The organism is Leisingera sp. ANG59 (assembly GCF_013317235.1).
Taxonomy (GTDB): domain Bacteria; phylum Pseudomonadota; class Alphaproteobacteria; order Rhodobacterales; family Rhodobacteraceae; genus Leisingera.
Genome location: NZ_WLCM01000011.1, coordinates 117,986 through 135,415, shown reverse-complemented (window position 1 = coordinate 135,415; position 17,430 = coordinate 117,986). Strand labels below are relative to the sequence as shown.

Sequence of the window (17,430 nt, the reverse complement as noted above, 5' to 3'; positions counted from 1 at the left end):
ATATGACCATTCAATCCCCCGTCGTGGCAAACGGCCGCGCCTATGACGTGCCCAAGACCTGTGCGATTGCCGTCTGTCTGGACGGCTGCGAGCCGGAGTATCTGGACAAGGCGATTGCCGACGGGCTGATGCCGACGCTCAAGCGGATGCGCGCGGAAGGCACCGACCGGCTGGCGCATTCGGTGGTGCCCTCCTTCACCAACCCCAACAACCTGTCGATTGCGACCGGCCGTCCTCCGGTGGTGCACGGGATCTGCGGCAACTACCTGATTGATCCGGACACCGGCGAAGAAGTGATGATGAACGACGTGCGCTTCCTTCGGGCGCCCACGGTGTTCAAGGCGTTCTATGATGCGGGTGCGCGGGTGGCTGTTGTCACTGCCAAGGACAAGCTGCGGGCGCTCTTGGGCGCAGGCCTGGCGTTTGATGAGGACCGCGCCAAATGCTTCTCGGCAGAGAAATCCGACAGCTCGACCGCGGCCGAGCACGGCCAGGAGAAGGCCAGCGAGTGGCTGGGTATGGCGCAGCCCGAGGTCTATTCGGCGGAGCTGAGCGAGTTCGTCTTTGCCGCCGGCGTGAAGCTGCTGAAGGAATGGGCGCCGGATGTGATGTATCTGACCACCACCGACTATGTGCAACACAAGTACAGCCCCGATCAGGCCGAGGCCAAGGCCTTCTACGAGATGTTCGACAAGTACCTGACGGAACTGGACGCGCTGGGCGCTGCCATCGTCGTCACTGCCGACCACGGCATGAAACCTAAGCATCACCCAGACGGCTCCCCGAGCGTGATCTATGTGCAGGACCTCATGGATGACTGGCTGGGCGACGGCCAGGCGCGGGTGATCCTGCCGATCACCGACCCCTATGTGGTGCACCACGGCGCGCTGGGCTCCTTTGCCACCTGCTATTTGCCCGAGGGTGCAGACCGGGCGGAGATCATGGAGAAGCTGGCGGGTTATGACGCGATCACCGACGTGCTGACCCGCGAGGAGGCGGTGGCGCGGTTCGAACTGCCGGCCGACCGGATCGGAGACATCATCCTGGTGTCCGGCGAGAATATCTGCATCGGCACGTCTGAGCACCGTCACGATCTGGCCGCGCTCAATGAACCGCTGCGCAGCCATGGCGGGCTGACCGAACAGGAGGTACCCTTCATCTGCAACCGCGTCCTGCCGCTGCCGGAGCGTCCGGTGCTGCGCAACTTTGATGCGTTTTTCTATGCCGCGCAGGCGGCGGCGCTGTAACCATGAAGGATCAGATAATGAGCAATATCGACATCCGCAATGAGGGCATGCGCATCGGCGGCGAGGTGGTTTTTACCGAGGAAACCGTGCCGGTTCTCTACCCCTATACCAACGAGGTGGTGGGCCATGTGCCCGCGGGCCAGGCCGAGCACGCCCGCAAAGCGTTTGAGATTGCCGCGAACTACACGCCCAAGCTCACCCGTTATGAACGCAGCCAGATCCTGCAGCGGGCAGGGGAGCTGATCGGGGAGAAGCGCGAGTGGCTGGCCAAATGGCTGACGCTGGAGCTGGGCATCTGCCACCAGCACGCGATCTATGAAACCAAGCGCGCGCAGGACGTCTATCAGTTTGCCGCTGCCGAGGCGCTGAAGGACGATGGCGAGATCTTTTCCTGCGATCTGACCCACAACGGCAAGGCGCGCAAGATCTTCACCAAACGCGAACCGGTCAAGGCGATCTCGGCGATCACCCCGTTCAACCACCCTTTGAACATGGTCAGCCACAAGATTGCGCCTACCATTGCCACCAACAACTGCATGGTCTGCAAACCGACCGAGCTGACACCGCTGACCTGCATCGCGCTGGCCGATATCCTGTACGAAGCGGGCTTGCCACCGGAGATGTTCCAGGTGGTCACCGGCTGGCCCAAGGACATTGGCGACGAGATGATCACTAATGAAAACATTGACATCATCACCTTCACCGGCGGCGTGCCGGTGGGCAAGATGATTGCCGAGAAAGGCGTCTACAAGCGGCAGGCGCTGGAACTGGGCGGCAACGACCCGCTGATCGTGCTGAACGACCTGTCCGATGGCGATCTGGAAAAGGCCGCTGCCATTGCCGTGGCCGGCGCCACCGGCAACTCCGGCCAGCGCTGCACTGCGATCAAGCGCATCCTGGTGCAGGAAAGCGTCGCCGACCGTTTTGTGCCGATGGTGCTGGCGAAGGCACAGAAGATCAAGTTCGGCGACCCGCAGGATCCCGAGACCGAACTGGGCTGCGTCATCCACGACAAGGCGGCTGAGCTGTTCGAGAAACGAGTCTACATGGCCGAAGCCGAAGGCGCCGAGATTCTCTATCATCCCGGCCGCCAGGGGGCGCTGCTGCCGCCCATCGTGGTCGACAAGGTGCCGCACAACAGCGAGCTGGTGATGGAGGAGACCTTTGGCCCCATCGTGCCCATCGTCCGGGTGCCGGATGATGATGCGGAAGTGATGCGGATCTCCAACTCCACCGAATTCGGCCTGTCCTCGGGTGTGTGCACTAACGACCTGAACCGGGCGATTGCCTATATCAATGGTCTGGACGTGGGCACCTGCAACATCTGGGAACAGCCTGGCTACCGGATCGAAATGTCCCCCTTCGGCGGCATCAAGGACTCCGGCAACGGGGTGAAGGAAGGCGTCATCGAGGCGATGAAATTCTTCACCAACGTGAAGACCTACTCACTCCCCTGGCCGGAATAACACCGGCCTGCCGGGGCTGGCTCCACGCGGCCCCGGCCTTTTTCATCAATCCTTTTTGACCCCTTGCACGGAGGCGGCGCATGCTCGTCCATACGGAAGGTGAATCCAACACTTCTGAGGCCCGCAAGGCCTGGCTGACGAAATCTATCGGTCCCAATTCGGCGCCGCTGCTGGAGCGGGACGCGGACGCTTTTCTGCATCAGAGCCTGTCCAGCCCCTGCGTGAGCACCATCGCCAAGGCGGAAGGTATCTGGATCGAAGATTTGGACGGCCGCCGCTACATGGATTTCCACGGCAACTCGGTGCATCACCTGGGTTACGGCCATCCGAAACTTGTTGCCGCCATCAAGCAGCAGTTGGATGATCTGCCCTTCGCGCCGCGCCGCTTCACCAATGAACCGGCTGTAGAACTGGCAGAGAAGCTGGCGGCGATCACCCCCGGCGATCTGGGCAAGACGCTGTTCACCACAGGCGGTTCCGACGCCAATGAGGTGGCGCTGAAGATCGCCCGCGCCGCCACCGGGCGGTTCAAGACCCTCAGTTTCTGGGATGCGTTCCACGGCGCGGGCTTTGGCGCCGCTTCGGTCGGCGGAGAGGCCACTTTCCGCAGCCATATCGCAGGCCCCTTGCTGCCGGGAACGGAGCATGTGGCCCCCTTCAGCCCGTCGAACTGCGCCTATGGCCACAAGTCGCTGGAGGCCAGCGCCGAAGCCTGCGCGCGGATGATCGACTATGTGCTGGGCCGCGACGGCGACTATTGCGCTTTCATCGCAGAGGCGATGCGCGCGGTCCCCAATGTGCCGCCGCTAGGATTCTGGAAATCCGTGCGCGAGATCTGCGACAAGCACGGCGTGCTGCTGATTCTGGATGAGATCCCCACCGGGCTTGGCAAGACCGGGCAGATGTTTTCCTTCCAGCATGACGGGATCGTGCCCGACATCGTGACGCTGGGCAAATCGCTGGGCGGTGGCATTCTGCCCATCGCCGCCTGCGTGGCGCGGCGCGATCTGGATGTCTGCGGCGATTTTGCCATCGGTCACTATACTCATGAAAAAAACCCGGTCACAGCCCGCGCCGCCCTGACCACGCTGCAGATCCTCGAGGAGGAAGGGCTGGTGGAACGTGCTGCCGAGCTGGGACACCACGCGCTGGAGCGGCTGCGCGATGCGCTGGGTCAGGTGCCGGTTGTGGGTGACATCCGCGGCCGCGGGCTGATGTTCGGGGTGGAGATTGTCGAGGACCGCCAGACCATGACGCCCGGCATCACCAAGGCAGAGCAGATCTATTATGCCTGCCTTGAGGCTGGCCTCAGCTATAAGATCAGCCAGGGCAGCGTGCTGACCCTGTCGCCGCCTCTGACCATCTCCCGCGAGGATCTGGACCAGGCATTGGACATCGTGATTGGCGCAGTGAAGGCGGCTGTCTGATCCGGCTCTCCGGCGCACAGTAGAAGCCCCGCCATTGGCGGGGCTTTCCGTTTGTCTGGTGTCTTGCGGTCAGTCCAGGAACCGCTTGGCGGCAGGCAGGTGCTGCATCAACAGGTAGTAGGAGACACCGGCGGGCAGCAGGCTGGCGTACCAGGAGATGCCGGAGAAGATCAGCGCTGCTGCAACCCCGATGCCCATGGCGATGACCGCGGCCCAGTTCACACCCTGGTAGGGTCCGGTTTCATCGTAAAGCTTGTCCAGATCCAGCTTCTGCTTGCGCAGCACGAAGTAGTCCACCACCAGGATCGCAAAGATCGGGCCCAGGAAGGCGGAATAGGTCTGAATGAACAAGCTGAGGCCAGCGGCGGATTCATCCTTGACCAGCTCCCACGGGAAGGTGGCGAAGGCCAGCAGGCCGACGATCACGGCGGATGTCTTGAACTTGATCTTGAAGATATCCATCAGCGCATAGGCCGGCGGCACCACGTTGTTCAGGATGTTTGTAGTGACCTGGGCAAAGGCGATGAACAGCAGGGTGATGACCAAGAGCGGTTTATTGTCGACTGCGCTGGAAAACACCTTGATCGGGTCAACTTCGCCGGTGGCGCCTGAGACCATCAGGCCGATCAGCCCCATGAACAGCGTCGCGGGCAGGATCGAGTTGGCATAGATCGCCACCTGGCGGAACGGGCCGACGTTGCGGCGCAGCTCGCGCGAGTAGTCGGAGACGTTCAGCATCATGGTGCTGTAAATGCCCAGGAACAGCATGGTGGCTCCCCAGAAAGGCGCGCCCCAGGTGCCTTCGACATTGACCAGATTGGCAGAGATTTCCTCGCCGTATTTGCTGATCACGCTGAAGAACATGTAGACCAGCGAGCCGATGATGAAGACGGAGCCGATGTTCTCAAGCCACTTGATGCCGTGGAAGCCCAGCACCGACAGGCCGATCTGCAACAGCTGGAAGCCGATGAAGAACACCACGATGTTGTCGTAGCCGAACAGCGTGTCGGAGACGAGGTTCAGGGCACCCGCGCCGATCCAGCTCTGGAAACCGAACCAGACGATGGCGGGAACGGAACGCACCAGCGCGGGCAGGCGGGTGCCGGCAAAGCCGAAGGCCGAGCGCGCCTGCACCATGAAGGGGATGCCGTATTTGTGGCCGGCCTGGCCGTTGATCATCAGCGCAAGGCCGATCACGGTGCAGCCGATGGCGATAGCGACAAAGGTCTGCAGCAGGTTCAGCGTGCCTACCAGGCCGGAGCCGATGGTGAACGTGCCGATCGACACACAGCCGCCCAGCCAGGCAAACAGGTAGGACCACGGATCCATGATCCGCGTTTCCTGCGGTGCAAGGCTCTCCTCCCCGATCCCCTTGCTGTTGTGCTCCTCTATGCCGCCGGTGGCGGCGGCTTCCAGTTCTGCGTTCATGGTCATGTCTTCCTCCCTGACGATACCACTATTTCCGGTTGGGGTGCGCATAGGCGTTGATCTTGCTGGTTTGCAGGCCGCAGCCTGCCAGCGCCTCGATCATCCGCGTTGCCGCACTGACCCCGTCGATGACGGGAATGCCTGTCTCCTGGCTCAGCCAGGTTGTGAGGTCGGCCATGCCGGCACAGCCCAGCACCACTGCTTCGCAATGGTCCTCCTCGACGGCGCGCTGGATCTCGGCGCGGATCTTCTGGCGCGCGTCCGATCCTTCCTCCTCCAGCGCCAGCACCGGGATCGCGGCAGAGCGCACCCGGCGGCACTGGTGGCTGAGGCCGTAGCCATGGATCAGATGCTCGATCACCGGCACTGCGCGGGGCAGGGTGGTGACCACGGAAAAGGAGGTTGCCAGTATACTGGCGGCCTTCACCGCCGCTTCGCAGATGCCCAGCACCGGGCCGGTGGCCAACTCGCGGCAGGCGCCGATGCCGGGGTCGTCGAAACAGGCGACGACAATGCCATCCACGCCTTGTTCCTCGCCCGCGGCGACCTGCGCCAGCAGGCCGGGCAGCGACATCGCCTCGTCGAAATGGCCCTCGATACTGGGCGGGGCGCCAGCAGCGGTCGCGCCCAGGATGGTCACACCGGGGCTGGCAGCGGCCTCAGCGGCCTCAACGATCTTCCGCGTCATCGACTCGGTCGAGTTGGGATTGACGACCAGGATTTTCATACGCACCTCCTTTGTTGTCATTTATTGTTAACAATATTTGATAACACGTCAAGCCGGCAACGCCTCGGCGCCATTGCCAAGCGTCCTGACGGCCCTTAAGTTGCGGCGGCGCAGGAAAACTTTTTTGAGGCTTCATGAAGGATTCTCCCGAAGATCAGATCGTGAATGCGATTCTCGACGCGATTGCCGAACAGCGGCTGCCGGCGGGCACCAAGCTGGGCGAGCAGGCGCTGAGCGATCTGTTTTCCTGCAACCGCGCCAATGTGCGCCGCGCGCTGGCCTCACTGGCGGCGCAGCAGGTGGTGGAGCTGCGGCCGAACCGCGGCGCCTTTGTGATGACGCCTTCGCCGAAGGAGGCGCGTGACATCTTCCAGGCCCGCCGTGCGATCGAGCGGACCATTGCGCGCCATGCCTCCGGGCAGGCCTCGGCAGAGGATATTGCCTTTCTGCGGGACAACATCCTGGAGGAAGCCGAGGCGCGCAAAGCGGGCGACAAACCGGCGGAGCTGCGCGCCTCGCGCCAGTTCCACATGCGGATTGCGCAGATTGCCGGCAATCTGGTGCTGGAGCGGTTCCTGTCGGAGCTGACCATGCGCAGCACGCTGATCCTGGGGCTTTATTCGCCCACCGGCAGCTCCTCCTGCGCCGAGGATGAGCACGACCGGATCGTCGATGTGCTGGAGTCCGGCGACACTGACGAGCTGGTCCGGCTGGCGGACCAGCACTTGCGCCATCTGGAGGCGGGGTTGAACTTCGACGAGCCGCCTGCCGCCCCGATGAGCCTGAAGGAACAGCTGATGGTGCCACGCGGCACGCCTTCCGCCGGTTAACCTCCCTTCCGTGCAGCAACTAAGGCTGCCCGTCTTTTTCGCTGCTGTTTGCCCCCCTGTACCCCCGGTGGCTTCGGGCCGGGGCTGGCGGCGGGAATTAATACATCCCTGACGTGTGTTTCTGGCCCTTCGGGCTGATGCGCTGCGCTTTCGGCCCCCGGTAGAGTCAATGCAGGCGGGTGCCGCTCGGTGCCGCAGCCACTGAACCGCCGGCTTTTCGGCGTTTATCTGATGGGAGACTGACATGACTGCATATCTGAAAACGATGCTGTCCAAGCTGCGCGGCGATGAGCGCGGGGTGACACTGGTGGAATACGGCATTGCCATCGCGCTGGCGGTGGCCCTGGGCACCGCGGCTTTGGACCGCCTGGGTGACGACGTGGAAGATGCAATGGACGCGGCAGGTGCCGAAATGCCGAATAGCGGAGTCTGATGCGTTCCAAGCTCTGGAGCGCTGGCTCATCTGGGGGGATCGAACCAGCGCTGCCGGGGCTGTCATCTGTTGCCCCGCCTCCGGGGCGGGGCAACAGAAATATCTGGGAATTTTCCGCAATGCCGGATCAGCAGGCCTGTTCCAGCTGCCAGAGCGGTTTCTGCAGAAAGGATACCTGGCATGAACTTTTCATCACTTCTCAGCATGATTTCCGGATTGGCCCTGGCGGGCGGTTCCGCCTATGTGGCGAAGGACTACATAGACGGCCAGGCCGTGACCGGCGGCACCGAAGGGCCCGCGCTGGTCGAGGTTGTGGTCGCCTCTCAGGATATCGCTTTCGGGACGGCGCTGACGGCGCAATCCCTGACCACCATTGCCTGGCCTGCCGAGGCACAGCCAGCAGGCACCTTTACAAGTTATGACCCGCTGCTGCCGGATGCCGGCAAACCACCACGCCGCGCCCGCCGCGCGATTGCGCAGGGGGAGCCGATCAGCGCTTCTAAGATCTCCAACTTCGGTGAGAAGGTTACCATTGTTCAGACGCTCAGCCCGGACCACCGGGCAATGGCCATCAAGGTCAGCGCGGAAACTGCGGTGGGCGGCTTTGTGACGCCGGGCGACAGCGTTGACGTCCTGCTGACACAAGGCCGCGGCGCCAGCCTAAAGACGGTGACGATACTGCAAAACGCCCGCGTGATCGGGGTGGACCAGGATGCCAACCAGGACACCGATAAACCGGGAGTGGCCCGCACCGTGACGGTGGAAGTGACACCAGAGGAAGGCCAGCGCCTGGCGCTCGCGCAGCGGGCCGGCACGCTCAGCCTGACCCTGCGCAACGTGGACACGCCCGAAGAGGAGGTGCCGCTGGACTCGATCAGTCTGAACGACGTGCTGCGCAATCTGCAGCCGCAGCAGGAGGAAACCCCGCAGCGGGTGCGCAAGACCGTTCTGATCCGCCGCGGTACAGAAGTTTCGGAAACTGAAATCCGCTGATTGCAGCTGCCTTGGGGAGCCTAGAGATCCATGCGCCTTACCATCCGCATAAGACAGTTCGCACAGGAGGACCGCGGCACCATGCTGGTCATCTGGGGGTTGACCTTTGTGGTGCTGCTGGGAATTGCGGCGATGTCCTTTGATCTTGGCCGCACCGGCATCACCCGCAGCGAGCTGCAGGCATTTACTGATAACGTGGCGCTGGCTGCGGCCGGAGAACTGGACGGCAAGGACGATGCCATTACCCGCGCCCGTGCGGCGGCAGCCAACCTTATCAGCGACCGGAAGACCTTTGGCACCGGCGGCAGCGTGCTGAGCGGTGATGCTGATTATACGCTCACCTTCTTTTCCGAGCTGCCGGATGATGACACTGCAGCCCTGACCGCCGCCACAACCGACCCGGCGGAGGCGGCCTATGTCCGCGCCGTCGCCACGCCCAGCACGGTTGGTGCCACTTATGGCGCCGCCTTTGCTGCATTGACCGGGAACACCCGCCCGAATGAACAGGCACGCGCTTCATCGGTGGCCGGCTTCACCCAGTACGCCTGCGATATCACCCCGCTGATGTTCTGCATCCCGCCGGGGTTTTCGGCGGATGCCAGCATCGGTGACATGATCCTGCTGCGCTCTGGCGGGAATGGGGCCGCCTGGGGGCCGGGGGATTTCGGTTTCCTTGATCCGGGCAAAGCGCTGGTCGATGACGAGGGCCCTTGTGCAGGCCTCAATGGCGCGCAGTTGGATGCCTGCCTGCTGGGGGCGGAGGGGAGCATCACCCAGTGCTTCAACCAGCGCGGGGTCGATATGGAGCCGGGCCAGAAGGTTGGCATCCGCGATGCGATCTTCAACGTGCGCTTCGACATCTACAAGGCGATCATGAACGGCAAGCGCAACAATTCCGATTATCCTCCCGCGCCCAATGTTATCAAGGGCATCGTGCCCAATGGCGGCGGCAGCTGCATCGGCAACAACGAGGATCCGTCGCCCGATACCATGGGCCTGCCGCGCGATGACTGTTTTGCCGGCGGCGGCTGCTCGCGCTTTGGCGATGGTGACTGGACTGCGGGGAGGGCTGATTATGTCGGCACCAACTATGGCGGCGTCGACCCGCACCCCGGTGCCACCACCCGCTATGAATATTATCTGGAGGAAATCGACGCTGCAGGCGGACCCGGCGGCAATGGAAGCATCCTGACCGGCCTTGCCGAGACCGGCCGTCCGGTCTGCTCACCTAATCAGAGTTCCAATCCGCAGCGGCGGGTGGTGATTGCAGCGGGTATCGATTGTACTGCCAATCCGATCAACGGCTCCACCTCGGATGTGCCGGTCGAGGAGTTTGTGAAGATATTCCTGACTGAACCGGTCGGTGATGACGGCGCCTCGCCGCCAACCCTGGATATCTGGGGCGAGGTGGTCGGCAGCGCAGGCGGCGGGGCCGGCGGCACCGGTGACGCCGGTATCTTCCGCGACGTCGTGCAGCTTTACAGGTGATCGGGATGGCTGGCAGAACGCATACCGCAGCCGGCTGGACGGCCTTCCGCAGGAGGGAAGAGGGCGCGGTGCTGGTGGAGTTCGCACTGATGCTGCCGGTGATGCTGCTGGTCTTTGCGGTGATCATCGAGGGCGGGCGGATGATGTGGTCGTATCAGGCTGCGATCTCCGGCGTGCGCGATGCAGCCCGTTACCTGGCACGGGTGGCGCCGCAGAACATCTGCTCCTCCGGCGGTTCGGTGGACGCGCATCAGCCGCAGCTGCTGCAGATCGTGCGCGAAAGTATAACTGGTGATGCGCTGTTTCCAGCCCGCTTAAGCGTGACCTCGGTCACTCCCAGCCTGAGCTGCCAGGCGGGCAGCTACCGTATTTCGCCTGCACCGGTGGTGTCGGTGCGGGCCAACCTGACCATGACCTTCCCGTTTGCGGGCATCTTTGAACTGAACGGCGGCAGCCGCGCAACCATCAATACGGTCATCGCCGATCAGAGCCGGGTGTTCGGGACATGAGGGTGCTGTTGCAAGCATATGCAGCCCTGCACCGGTTCCGCCGGGACCAGGAGGGCGCCGCGCTGGTGGAGCTGGGCGTCACCATCCCGCTGTTTCTACTGCTGTTCATGGGCATCATAGATTTCGGCCGCATGGCGTTTCACTATGTAGTGGCGGAGCGGGCGATGAATGTGGCCGCACGCGTGGCCGCAGTGCGCCTGCCGGCCTGTGCCGGGGTGCCGGAATTCCACCGGCGCGACCCCTCGGCCAGCGGAACGCCGCCCGAATACGGCACGTCCTGCCGGGCCGGCCCGGACATCTGCCTGGATGCGGGCACTGTGACCTGCGCAGGCTCCGCAGCCAATGCCACCGCCAGCGAAATCTGGGATCTGGTGCGCGGTGCAATGCCGCCTGATGCCACCATCGCCGCACTCTCGTTCAGCTACAGCTACGACGGCAGTCTAGGCTTTCTGGGCGGACCCTATGTTCCGGTGGTCACGGTGGAGCTGCAAAACCAGACATTCAATTTTGTGTCGCCGCTGGGGCGGCTGGCGGCACTGGCCGGTGCGGCAGGGGGGTCTACCCTGGGCGCCGCGGTTCCGTTCCCGCCGATGAGCGTCTCATTGCCGGGCGAGGACCTGGCGCTGGGCGAGAGCGGCTGAAGCGATTGAGAAAGGAGAGGCCGATGCAGGCTGAAACACAATCCATCGTGGTAATCTCCAAGGATCCGGCAGTCTGTGCTCTGGTTGCCAGCGTGGCGCAGTTCCAGCCCGGAACCGGGATCCGGAAATGCGCCTCTGCGCTCAGCGAAATCAACGGCACCGCGCTGCAGATGGCCAAGGATAACGACCTGATCATCTTCCGCACCGGGGCAGATGCGGCAAGCGATGCCGCAGCGGTGAAGGAGATGCTGCGCCACACCGGCGGCGCGGCGCGGATCCTGGCTCTGGCGGATGCCAGCATGCCGTTTGCAGATCTGCGGCTGCTGACAGAGGCCGGGGTGCAGGATGTGCTGCCGGAAACCGCGTCTGCTGATGAGATGGCGGCTGTGATCCGCAAATGCCTGAAGGCAGAAGAGCCCCAGTCCGCCCCCGGCGGCAGCACCCGCGGCAGCCGAGAAGGAATGGTGATTGCCGTCAGCCAGTCCTGCGGCGGTGCGGGGGCGACGACGCTGGCGGTGAACCTGGCGGACTGCCTGACCCGGCGCCGCGGCCTGCGGCGGCAGGAGGCAGAATTCAAAGTAGCCCTTCTGGACCTGGATTTGCAGTTCGGCGCCGTCGGCAGCTTCCTCGATCTGCCGCCGAACCGCTGCCTTTATGAGCTGGCAAGCGAGGGGTTCGTTCCTGACAACGTATTTGCCGAACAGTCGATGAGCGAGGCGGCCCCCGGCCTGTGGGTTCTGGCCGCCCCGGCGGAGATCGCCCCGCTGAATGCGCTGAAGCCGGAACAGGTGCAGGCGCTGGTTGCGCATCTGCGCCAGCGGTTTGACTTCGTCGTAGTCGGCTTGCCGCGGGCGCTGGCGGAATGGCTGACACCGGTGCTGGAAGCCAGCGAGCGCCTGCTGATGGTGACCGGCAGCTCGGTGCCTGCCATCAGCCAGGCCCGTCGGCTGCTGGATTTCTATTCCGAGGCCAGCATGAGCCTGCAGACCGACATCGTGATCAGCCGCGAACGCAAGCCGCTGATCGCTGCGAGCCACCACAAGGAAGCTTCCAAGCTGCTGCAAAAGCCGTTCAAATACTGGCTGCCCAACGATCCATCGGCAGCAGCTGCGGCGGCAGACCGGGGAAGGCCGCTGTCGGCAGCGGCCGGGCGTTCCAGCCTTGCCAGGGCGATCCAGCGGCTGTCCCGGGATTTGATTGATACAAGAAAAGCCCGCACCGGCGCGGCGCAGCCTCAGCAGGGAAAGGCGGTTTGAGATGTTCAGGAATTTTGGCAAACGAACAGAAGACAGCGCCATGGACAGGGTGGTTCCGCTGTGGCCGGAGACGGGCGCACAGCCGCCTGCGGCAGAGCCGGACACCAGCGAGGAAACCCGTAAGCTTACGGCCTTTCTAGAACTGAAAAGCCGGATGCATGAGGCGGTGATCGACCGGCTGAACCTGGCGGTCATCGACAAGGTCGAGCCGGAGGAACTGCGCCGCGAGGTGGCGGCGCTGGTCAGCGATGTGCTGGCCGAGGAGAACAGCCCGCTGCGCGCTGATGAATTCCGCCGCCTGGTGGATGACCTGATCGACGAGGTGCTGGGGCTTGGCCCGCTGGAGCCTTTGCTGGCCGATCCCGGCATCAACGATATTCTCGTGAACGGCCACAAGACGGTCTTTGTCGAGCGCAGCGGCGTGCTGGAGCAGACCGGCGTGCGGTTCCGGGACGAAAAGCACCTGCTGCGGATCATCGACAAGGTGGTTTCGCGCGTCGGGCGCCGGGTGGATGAGAGCAATCCATGGGTCGATGCGCGGCTGGAGGATGGCAGCAGGGTCAACGCGATCATCCGGCCTTGCGCCATCGATGGCCCGTCGCTGTCGATCCGCAAGTTTGCCCGCGACCCGCTGACTCTGGAAAAGCTGGTGGCGGGCAACGCGCTGAACAGGCGTGCCGCGGCCTTCCTGCAGGCGCTGGTTGAGGCTCGGATGAACATCCTGATCTCCGGCGGCACCGGCTCCGGGAAGACCACCATGCTGAACGCGATTTCTGCCAGCATCGATCCGCGCGCGCGGGTCGTCACCATCGAGGACGCGGCGGAGCTTCAGCTGCAGCAGGCTCATGTGGTGCGGCTGGAAACCCGTCCGCCCAATCCGTCGGGCGGCGGTGCCGTCAGCCAGCGCGACCTGGTGCGCAACGCCCTGCGGATGCGCCCGGACCGGATCATCGTTGGCGAGGTGCGCGGTGCCGAGACCTTTGACATGCTGCAGGCGATGAACACCGGCCACGACGGTTCGATGACCACGGTGCACGCGAATTCCGCCCGTGACGCGCTGGGCCGGATCGAACAGATGGTCTCAATGATGGGAATGGAACTGCCGCTGCCGGCAATCCGGGCACAGATTGCTTCGGGCCTGCAGATCATCGTGCAGCTGGCCCGCCTGTCGGACGGGCAGCGCAAGGTTATCAGCATCTCCGAACTCACCGGGCTGGAGGGTGACGTGATCACGATGCAGGACATCTTTGTGTTCCGCCGAATGGGAAAGACTGCCGATGGCGGCATCGCCGGCGAATTCATCCCGACCGGCATCCGGCCGCAATGCGCGGCCCTGCTGGAGGCAGCGGGAGTAGGCTTTGACGGCAACCTGTTCCTGCCGGAGGGTGCCTGATGCTGAAGGATCTGCTGAATGAAGTGCACAGCTGGAACGGCCAGCTGGGGGGCTACGCGGTCTATTGCGGCATCGCGGTCGGGGTGCTGCTGCTGATGTCCGGGCTGCGGCAGCTGTTGGGCCGCAATGGCCGGTCTGCGGCCTCCCGCAGCCGCCGGATGAGGATGATCGCGCAGGGACGCAGCGGCAATGAGCGGCTCGCTATCCTGAAACCGCCGCAGCAGCGGACCGGCTGGCAGCGCATTCCGGTAGCGGGGGCACTGCCGCAAATCCTGCGCCAGGCGGATGTGCCGCTGACCGCGGGGATGTTCTGGCTTGGCTGCTGCGCTCTGGCGGTGCTGGTTACGGTGGCGGCAGCGGGATATGCGGGCGTGCCTCAAGGAGTTGTGATCGGGGTCATTGGCGGCTTCGGCGTGCCCTTCGCGCTTCTTCTCAGCAAGCAGCGCAAGAAGATGGACAAGCTGATGCACCAGCTGCCGGATGCGCTGGAGATGCTGGCGCGTGGTCTCAAGGTCGGCCATCCGCTGAATAACTCGATCGGCATCGCCGCCCGCGAGATGCCGGACCCGGCGGGCACTGAATTGGGTATCATCTACGACCAGGTGACCTATGGCGACGATCTGCCGGATGCGGTGCAGGAATTCGCGGACCGGACCGGGCTGGAAGACGCTCAGTATCTGGCCGCCAGCATCAGTATCCAGCACGGCACTGGAAGCGACTTGTCGGTGATGCTGGAAACCCTGTCGCGGGTCATCCGCAGCCGCATTGTCCTGCGCCGCAAGGTGCATGCATTGGCTTCCGAAGGGCGGCTGACCGCCTGGATGCTGTCGGCCCTGCCGCTGGTGATCTTTGTCACCGTCTCGGTGCTGACGCCGGACTATTACGCGGGCGTGGCGGAGGATGCGCTGTTCCGGCCGATGATCGCTGCGATCATCCTGCTGACCGTGCTGAACGCGCTGATGCTGCGCAAACTTGTCAACTTCAGGATCTGACCGGGGAGGTCTGCCATGGAAACGATAATCACAGGATTCCTGACCCAAACCGGGCTGGCGCCTGGCGCATTGGCCGCCGCTGCCGTTGCTGCCGCTGTGCTGCTGCTCTACTTCGGTGCTGCCGCCAGCCTGGCCCGGAAATCGCCCGCTGCGGCGCGGCTGTCGTCGCTGGGGGAGGCCCGCCGCCGCCAGTCCCGTGACCTGGCGCTGCTGAAGGCACCCGCGGACCAGCCTAGCGGGCTGATGAAGGCTTTTGTGCCTGCCAGCCTGACGGAACGGTCGGCGCTGGAGAACAAGCTGTCCCAAGCCGGCTTTTCCCAGGCCGGGGCGCTGCGCGCTTTCACGCTGGTCCGGGTCTTGCTGGGGCTGGCACTGCCGGGTGTGCTTCTGCTGGTCATTGCCGCCGCCAAGACACCGGGCCTGCTGCCGCCCAATCCGGTCACCGCGCAGGTAGCGGGATGGACCAACATGCAGGTTTTCCAAGCGCTGAGCGGGCTGGTTTGGGCGGGCTTCTTCGGCCCGGTCTACGTGCTGAACGCCCGCGCGGCCGCCCGCCGCCGTCGGATCGAGGATGCCTTTCCCAACGCGCTGGACCTTATGCGCATTTCGGTGGATTCAGGGCTGGGCTTCGACGCTGCAATGACCCGGGTCGGCAACGAATTGGCACAGGTCTCGCCGGATCTGGCCTTTGAATTGCTCAGCGTGCAGCGGCAGATCCAGGCCGGCCGTGCGCGGCAGGACGCGCTGCTCGACATGGCCGAGCGCACCGGGGTCGAGACTGTCCGCTCCTTTGCCAATGTGGCCCTGCAGTCCATGCAGTTCGGCACCAGCATGGCCGCGGCGCTGGCCACCTACTCCGAGGATCTGCGCAACCAGCGGGAAATGCGCGCGCAGGAAACGGCCAGCAAGCTGCCGGTCAAGATGTCGGCGGTTCTGGCCTCCCTGATGCTGCCTGCGCTGATCATGATTACCATCGGCCCGGTGGTGATCCGTTACATCCGTTACATTGCGAACTGATTCGAAAGCAGCTTGGACAATCGCTGTTATTGGCCGCAATTGGTTCGGCGCAGTAAGGCAGATTGAATAAAAAATCGCTCTTGGGTTGTAAATTTGCGCAGCTGCCCGCATTTTTCGTCAAATTCTTGACGCAATTGAATGAACCGGCCAGCATGAGAGGACGCAATAGGGAGTTGATTGGTACGGGCGCTTGCTAAGCTACTAAAAGCGCTATGTTAAAAGTTAATATTGCTGTGGGGGACGCGCGTTATGGGGACCAATGCGCTTTTTGACACCCACACCATTCGGGCTGCTGAGGCCGGAATGATTGCGCCAATTGCGCGCTGGTGTGAGTGTTTGCACGGCTGTGCGCCTTTCAGGGACGCGTTGAGCGGACTGGCGGCGGCCATTAAAGGGGAAGCTGCTGCAATTTGCAGGGTATCAACTGGCCAGGGCCGGGCGTCCGGATCAGTTTTCTTTGACAGGGCTGCGGGCTGCGGAAACGGACCGCCACTGGAGCGCTCCTTTGCCCGCTCCGTGCTGGGCAGCTATCTGGACAAGGCTAAACCTGGGGCGATCTGGTACAAATCCATGAGCGATGAGGCGGCGGACCCGGTTCTGGATCGGTTCCACAATTCCCGCAAACTGGTGGAGCTGGCGGTGATCCCGCTGTCGTCCGGCAAGCAGCACGCCGATTTCCTGGAGCTTCATTTCCCAACCCGGCCCGGGGCGGTGCAGCAGGCGCTGTTGAATATCATTTCCGGCACCCTGGTGCGGACCTGGACCAACCGGTCGCCTGGACTGTACGCCGAGGCCTGCCTGAAGGAGCGGCGGGCGACCCGTGACGCCGGGGTGCAGGCGCATCTGCTGAGCATGGACAACCCGGCCCAGCTGAGCCGCGCCGAGTACCGCGTTTGCGTGCTTCTGAGCAAGGGTCAGACGGCCAAGCGGGTGCAAGCAGACCTTGGGATCTCGAAATCGACGCTGCGCACACATCTGCGCAACATCTACGCCAAGACGCAGACCGGCAACATGAGCGAGCTGGTTTACCAGCTGGTCTCTGTCGACAGCTTCTCCGGGCGGACGCCGCGGCGCGGGTCGGCCGCATGAAGGGGATTGAAGATATCCTGCCGCTGGCTGCGGCCATGCCGGTTCTGATCCTGGCCGCAGTGGGGGATCTGCGGCACCTGCGGATACCCAACCGGCTGATGCTGGGGTTTGCAGCGGTATTCCTGCTGACCGTGCCGCTGCTGCCGCCGGCGGAAACCGTTATGCGCCTGTTGGCGGCAAGCATCGTTTTTTCCCTGTGCTTTGCGCTGTTCTGCGCGCGGGTGCTGGCAGGCGGCGACGTCAAGATGATGGCGCTGGCAATGCTGTTTGTGCCGTCCTCCGCGCTGGCGGCTTTTGGATGGTGCTTCAGCGCCGCAATGCTCACCGTGCCCATAGCCTTGACGCTGCTGGGCCGGACGGAGGCCGCCGCCGGCCGGCGGCAGTGGGCCTCGCTTCAGACGCCGGGGAGAATGCCGATGGGGGCGGCAATTTCCCTGGCGCTGCTGCTGCTGCTGGTTTCGCTGGCTGTCAGGGCGTGATCCTGCACGGCGGCT

The 17,430-nt window shown here is 63.7% G+C and carries 17 protein-coding genes; 15 read left to right on the top strand and 2 right to left on the bottom strand.

Translation table 11 applies throughout. The features are described 5' to 3' along the window. The first annotated feature begins 2 nt into the window (after positions 1 to 2). From phnA to GKC28_RS12455, 3 genes are all read left to right on the top strand, one after another. Positions 3 to 1,247, top strand: coding sequence for a phosphonoacetate hydrolase (gene phnA, locus GKC28_RS12465; RefSeq protein ID WP_174147235.1), 1,245 nt, complete (start codon positions 3 to 5; stop codon positions 1,245 to 1,247). A 17-nt stretch (positions 1,248 to 1,264) separates the two neighbouring features. Continuing rightward, the gene (gene phnY, locus GKC28_RS12460) at positions 1,265 to 2,713 is read left to right on the top strand and encodes a phosphonoacetaldehyde dehydrogenase (protein ID WP_174147234.1); all 1,449 of its coding nucleotides are present in this window, start codon (positions 1,265 to 1,267) and stop codon (positions 2,711 to 2,713) included. 80 nt (positions 2,714 to 2,793) lie between these two features. Further along, positions 2,794 to 4,140, top strand: coding sequence for an aspartate aminotransferase family protein (locus tag GKC28_RS12455; protein ID WP_174147233.1), 1,347 nt, complete (start codon positions 2,794 to 2,796; stop codon positions 4,138 to 4,140). A gap of 69 nt (positions 4,141 to 4,209) precedes the next feature. Here the strand turns inward: GKC28_RS12455 and GKC28_RS12450 are convergent, their stop codons facing one another. Further along, complete coding sequence (locus GKC28_RS12450) at positions 4,210 to 5,574, bottom strand: NCS1 family transporter (RefSeq protein ID WP_174147232.1); 1,365 nt, start codon at positions 5,572 to 5,574, stop codon at positions 4,210 to 4,212. Between the two features lie 22 nt (positions 5,575 to 5,596). Continuing rightward, the gene (locus tag GKC28_RS12445) at positions 5,597 to 6,295 is read right to left on the bottom strand and encodes an aspartate/glutamate racemase family protein (protein ID WP_174147231.1); all 699 of its coding nucleotides are present in this window, start codon (positions 6,293 to 6,295) and stop codon (positions 5,597 to 5,599) included. 134 nt (positions 6,296 to 6,429) lie between these two features. Here GKC28_RS12445 and GKC28_RS12440 point away from each other — a divergent pair, with 134 nt between their 5' ends. The 12 genes from GKC28_RS12440 (at position 6,430) to GKC28_RS12385 (ending at position 17,415) form a co-directional block, all read left to right on the top strand. Beyond that, a complete protein-coding gene (locus GKC28_RS12440) occupies positions 6,430 to 7,125 on the top strand; it encodes a GntR family transcriptional regulator (RefSeq protein ID WP_174147230.1) in 696 nt (231 codons plus the stop codon). Between the two features lie 244 nt (positions 7,126 to 7,369). Beyond that, the gene (locus tag GKC28_RS12435; protein WP_174147229.1) at positions 7,370 to 7,558 is read left to right on the top strand and encodes a Flp family type IVb pilin; all 189 of its coding nucleotides are present in this window, start codon (positions 7,370 to 7,372) and stop codon (positions 7,556 to 7,558) included. A 180-nt stretch (positions 7,559 to 7,738) separates the two neighbouring features. Further along, complete coding sequence (gene cpaB, locus GKC28_RS12430) at positions 7,739 to 8,551, top strand: Flp pilus assembly protein CpaB (protein WP_217434063.1); 813 nt, start codon at positions 7,739 to 7,741, stop codon at positions 8,549 to 8,551. A 30-nt stretch (positions 8,552 to 8,581) separates the two neighbouring features. After that, entirely contained in the window at positions 8,582 to 10,039 is a 1,458-nt protein-coding gene (locus GKC28_RS12425; protein WP_174147228.1) for a TadE/TadG family type IV pilus assembly protein, read from the top strand. A 5-nt stretch (positions 10,040 to 10,044) separates the two neighbouring features. Next, entirely contained in the window at positions 10,045 to 10,548 is a 504-nt protein-coding gene (locus GKC28_RS12420; protein ID WP_174147227.1) for a TadE/TadG family type IV pilus assembly protein, read from the top strand. Positions 10,549 to 10,550: 2 nt separating this feature from the next. After that, positions 10,551 to 11,189, top strand: a complete 639-nt coding sequence (locus GKC28_RS12415; RefSeq protein WP_368041116.1) for a TadE/TadG family type IV pilus assembly protein — start codon at positions 10,551 to 10,553, stop codon at positions 11,187 to 11,189. 23 nt (positions 11,190 to 11,212) lie between these two features. After that, positions 11,213 to 12,445, top strand: coding sequence for an AAA family ATPase (locus tag GKC28_RS12410; RefSeq protein WP_174147225.1), 1,233 nt, complete (start codon positions 11,213 to 11,215; stop codon positions 12,443 to 12,445). 40 nt (positions 12,446 to 12,485) lie between these two features. Continuing rightward, positions 12,486 to 13,838 carry a CpaF family protein gene (locus GKC28_RS12405; RefSeq protein ID WP_254604217.1) on the top strand — a complete coding sequence of 451 codons (1,353 nt, stop codon included), beginning with the start codon at positions 12,486 to 12,488 and terminating at the stop codon, positions 13,836 to 13,838. Further along, positions 13,838 to 14,830, top strand: coding sequence for a type II secretion system F family protein (locus tag GKC28_RS12400; protein WP_174147223.1), 993 nt, complete (start codon positions 13,838 to 13,840; stop codon positions 14,828 to 14,830). The genes GKC28_RS12405 and GKC28_RS12400 overlap by 1 nt, the downstream gene beginning before the upstream one ends. Positions 14,831 to 14,845: 15 nt before the next feature. Then, positions 14,846 to 15,847, top strand: coding sequence for a type II secretion system F family protein (locus GKC28_RS12395; RefSeq protein WP_174147222.1), 1,002 nt, complete (start codon positions 14,846 to 14,848; stop codon positions 15,845 to 15,847). 516 nt (positions 15,848 to 16,363) lie between these two features. Next, a complete protein-coding gene (locus tag GKC28_RS12390; protein ID WP_174147221.1) occupies positions 16,364 to 16,936 on the top strand; it encodes a helix-turn-helix transcriptional regulator in 573 nt (190 codons plus the stop codon). Next, positions 16,933 to 17,415, top strand: a complete 483-nt coding sequence (locus GKC28_RS12385; protein WP_174147220.1) for a prepilin peptidase — start codon at positions 16,933 to 16,935, stop codon at positions 17,413 to 17,415. Before GKC28_RS12390 ends, GKC28_RS12385 begins: the two co-directional genes overlap by 4 nt. Positions 17,416 to 17,430: the final 15 nt, after the last annotated feature.

Bases quoted from the DNA above. Each gene is read 5' to 3' on its own strand.
- GKC28_RS12410 (WP_174147225.1), top strand. From the start codon at position 11,213: ATGCAGGCTGAAACACAATCCATCGTGGTAATCTCCAAGGATCCGGCA.
- GKC28_RS12385 (WP_174147220.1), top strand. From the start codon at position 16,933: ATGAAGGGGATTGAAGATATCCTGCCGCTGGCTGCGGCCATGCCGGTT.
- phnA (WP_174147235.1), top strand. From the start codon at position 3: ATGACCATTCAATCCCCCGTCGTGGCAAACGGCCGCGCCTATGACGTG.
- GKC28_RS12450 (WP_174147232.1), bottom strand. From the start codon at position 5,574: ATGACCATGAACGCAGAACTGGAAGCCGCCGCCACCGGCGGCATAGAG.
- GKC28_RS12440 (WP_174147230.1), top strand. From the start codon at position 6,430: ATGAAGGATTCTCCCGAAGATCAGATCGTGAATGCGATTCTCGACGCG.
- GKC28_RS12445 (WP_174147231.1), bottom strand. From the start codon at position 6,295: ATGAAAATCCTGGTCGTCAATCCCAACTCGACCGAGTCGATGACGCGG.
- GKC28_RS12405 (WP_254604217.1), top strand. From the start codon at position 12,486: ATGGACAGGGTGGTTCCGCTGTGGCCGGAGACGGGCGCACAGCCGCCT.
- GKC28_RS12400 (WP_174147223.1), top strand. From the start codon at position 13,838: ATGCTGAAGGATCTGCTGAATGAAGTGCACAGCTGGAACGGCCAGCTG.
- GKC28_RS12455 (WP_174147233.1), top strand. From the start codon at position 2,794: ATGCTCGTCCATACGGAAGGTGAATCCAACACTTCTGAGGCCCGCAAG.
- GKC28_RS12425 (WP_174147228.1), top strand. From the start codon at position 8,582: ATGCGCCTTACCATCCGCATAAGACAGTTCGCACAGGAGGACCGCGGC.
- GKC28_RS12420 (WP_174147227.1), top strand. From the start codon at position 10,045: ATGGCTGGCAGAACGCATACCGCAGCCGGCTGGACGGCCTTCCGCAGG.
- cpaB (WP_217434063.1), top strand. From the start codon at position 7,739: ATGAACTTTTCATCACTTCTCAGCATGATTTCCGGATTGGCCCTGGCG.
- phnY (WP_174147234.1), top strand. From the start codon at position 1,265: ATGAGCAATATCGACATCCGCAATGAGGGCATGCGCATCGGCGGCGAG.
- GKC28_RS12395 (WP_174147222.1), top strand. From the start codon at position 14,846: ATGGAAACGATAATCACAGGATTCCTGACCCAAACCGGGCTGGCGCCT.
- GKC28_RS12435 (WP_174147229.1), top strand. From the start codon at position 7,370: ATGACTGCATATCTGAAAACGATGCTGTCCAAGCTGCGCGGCGATGAG.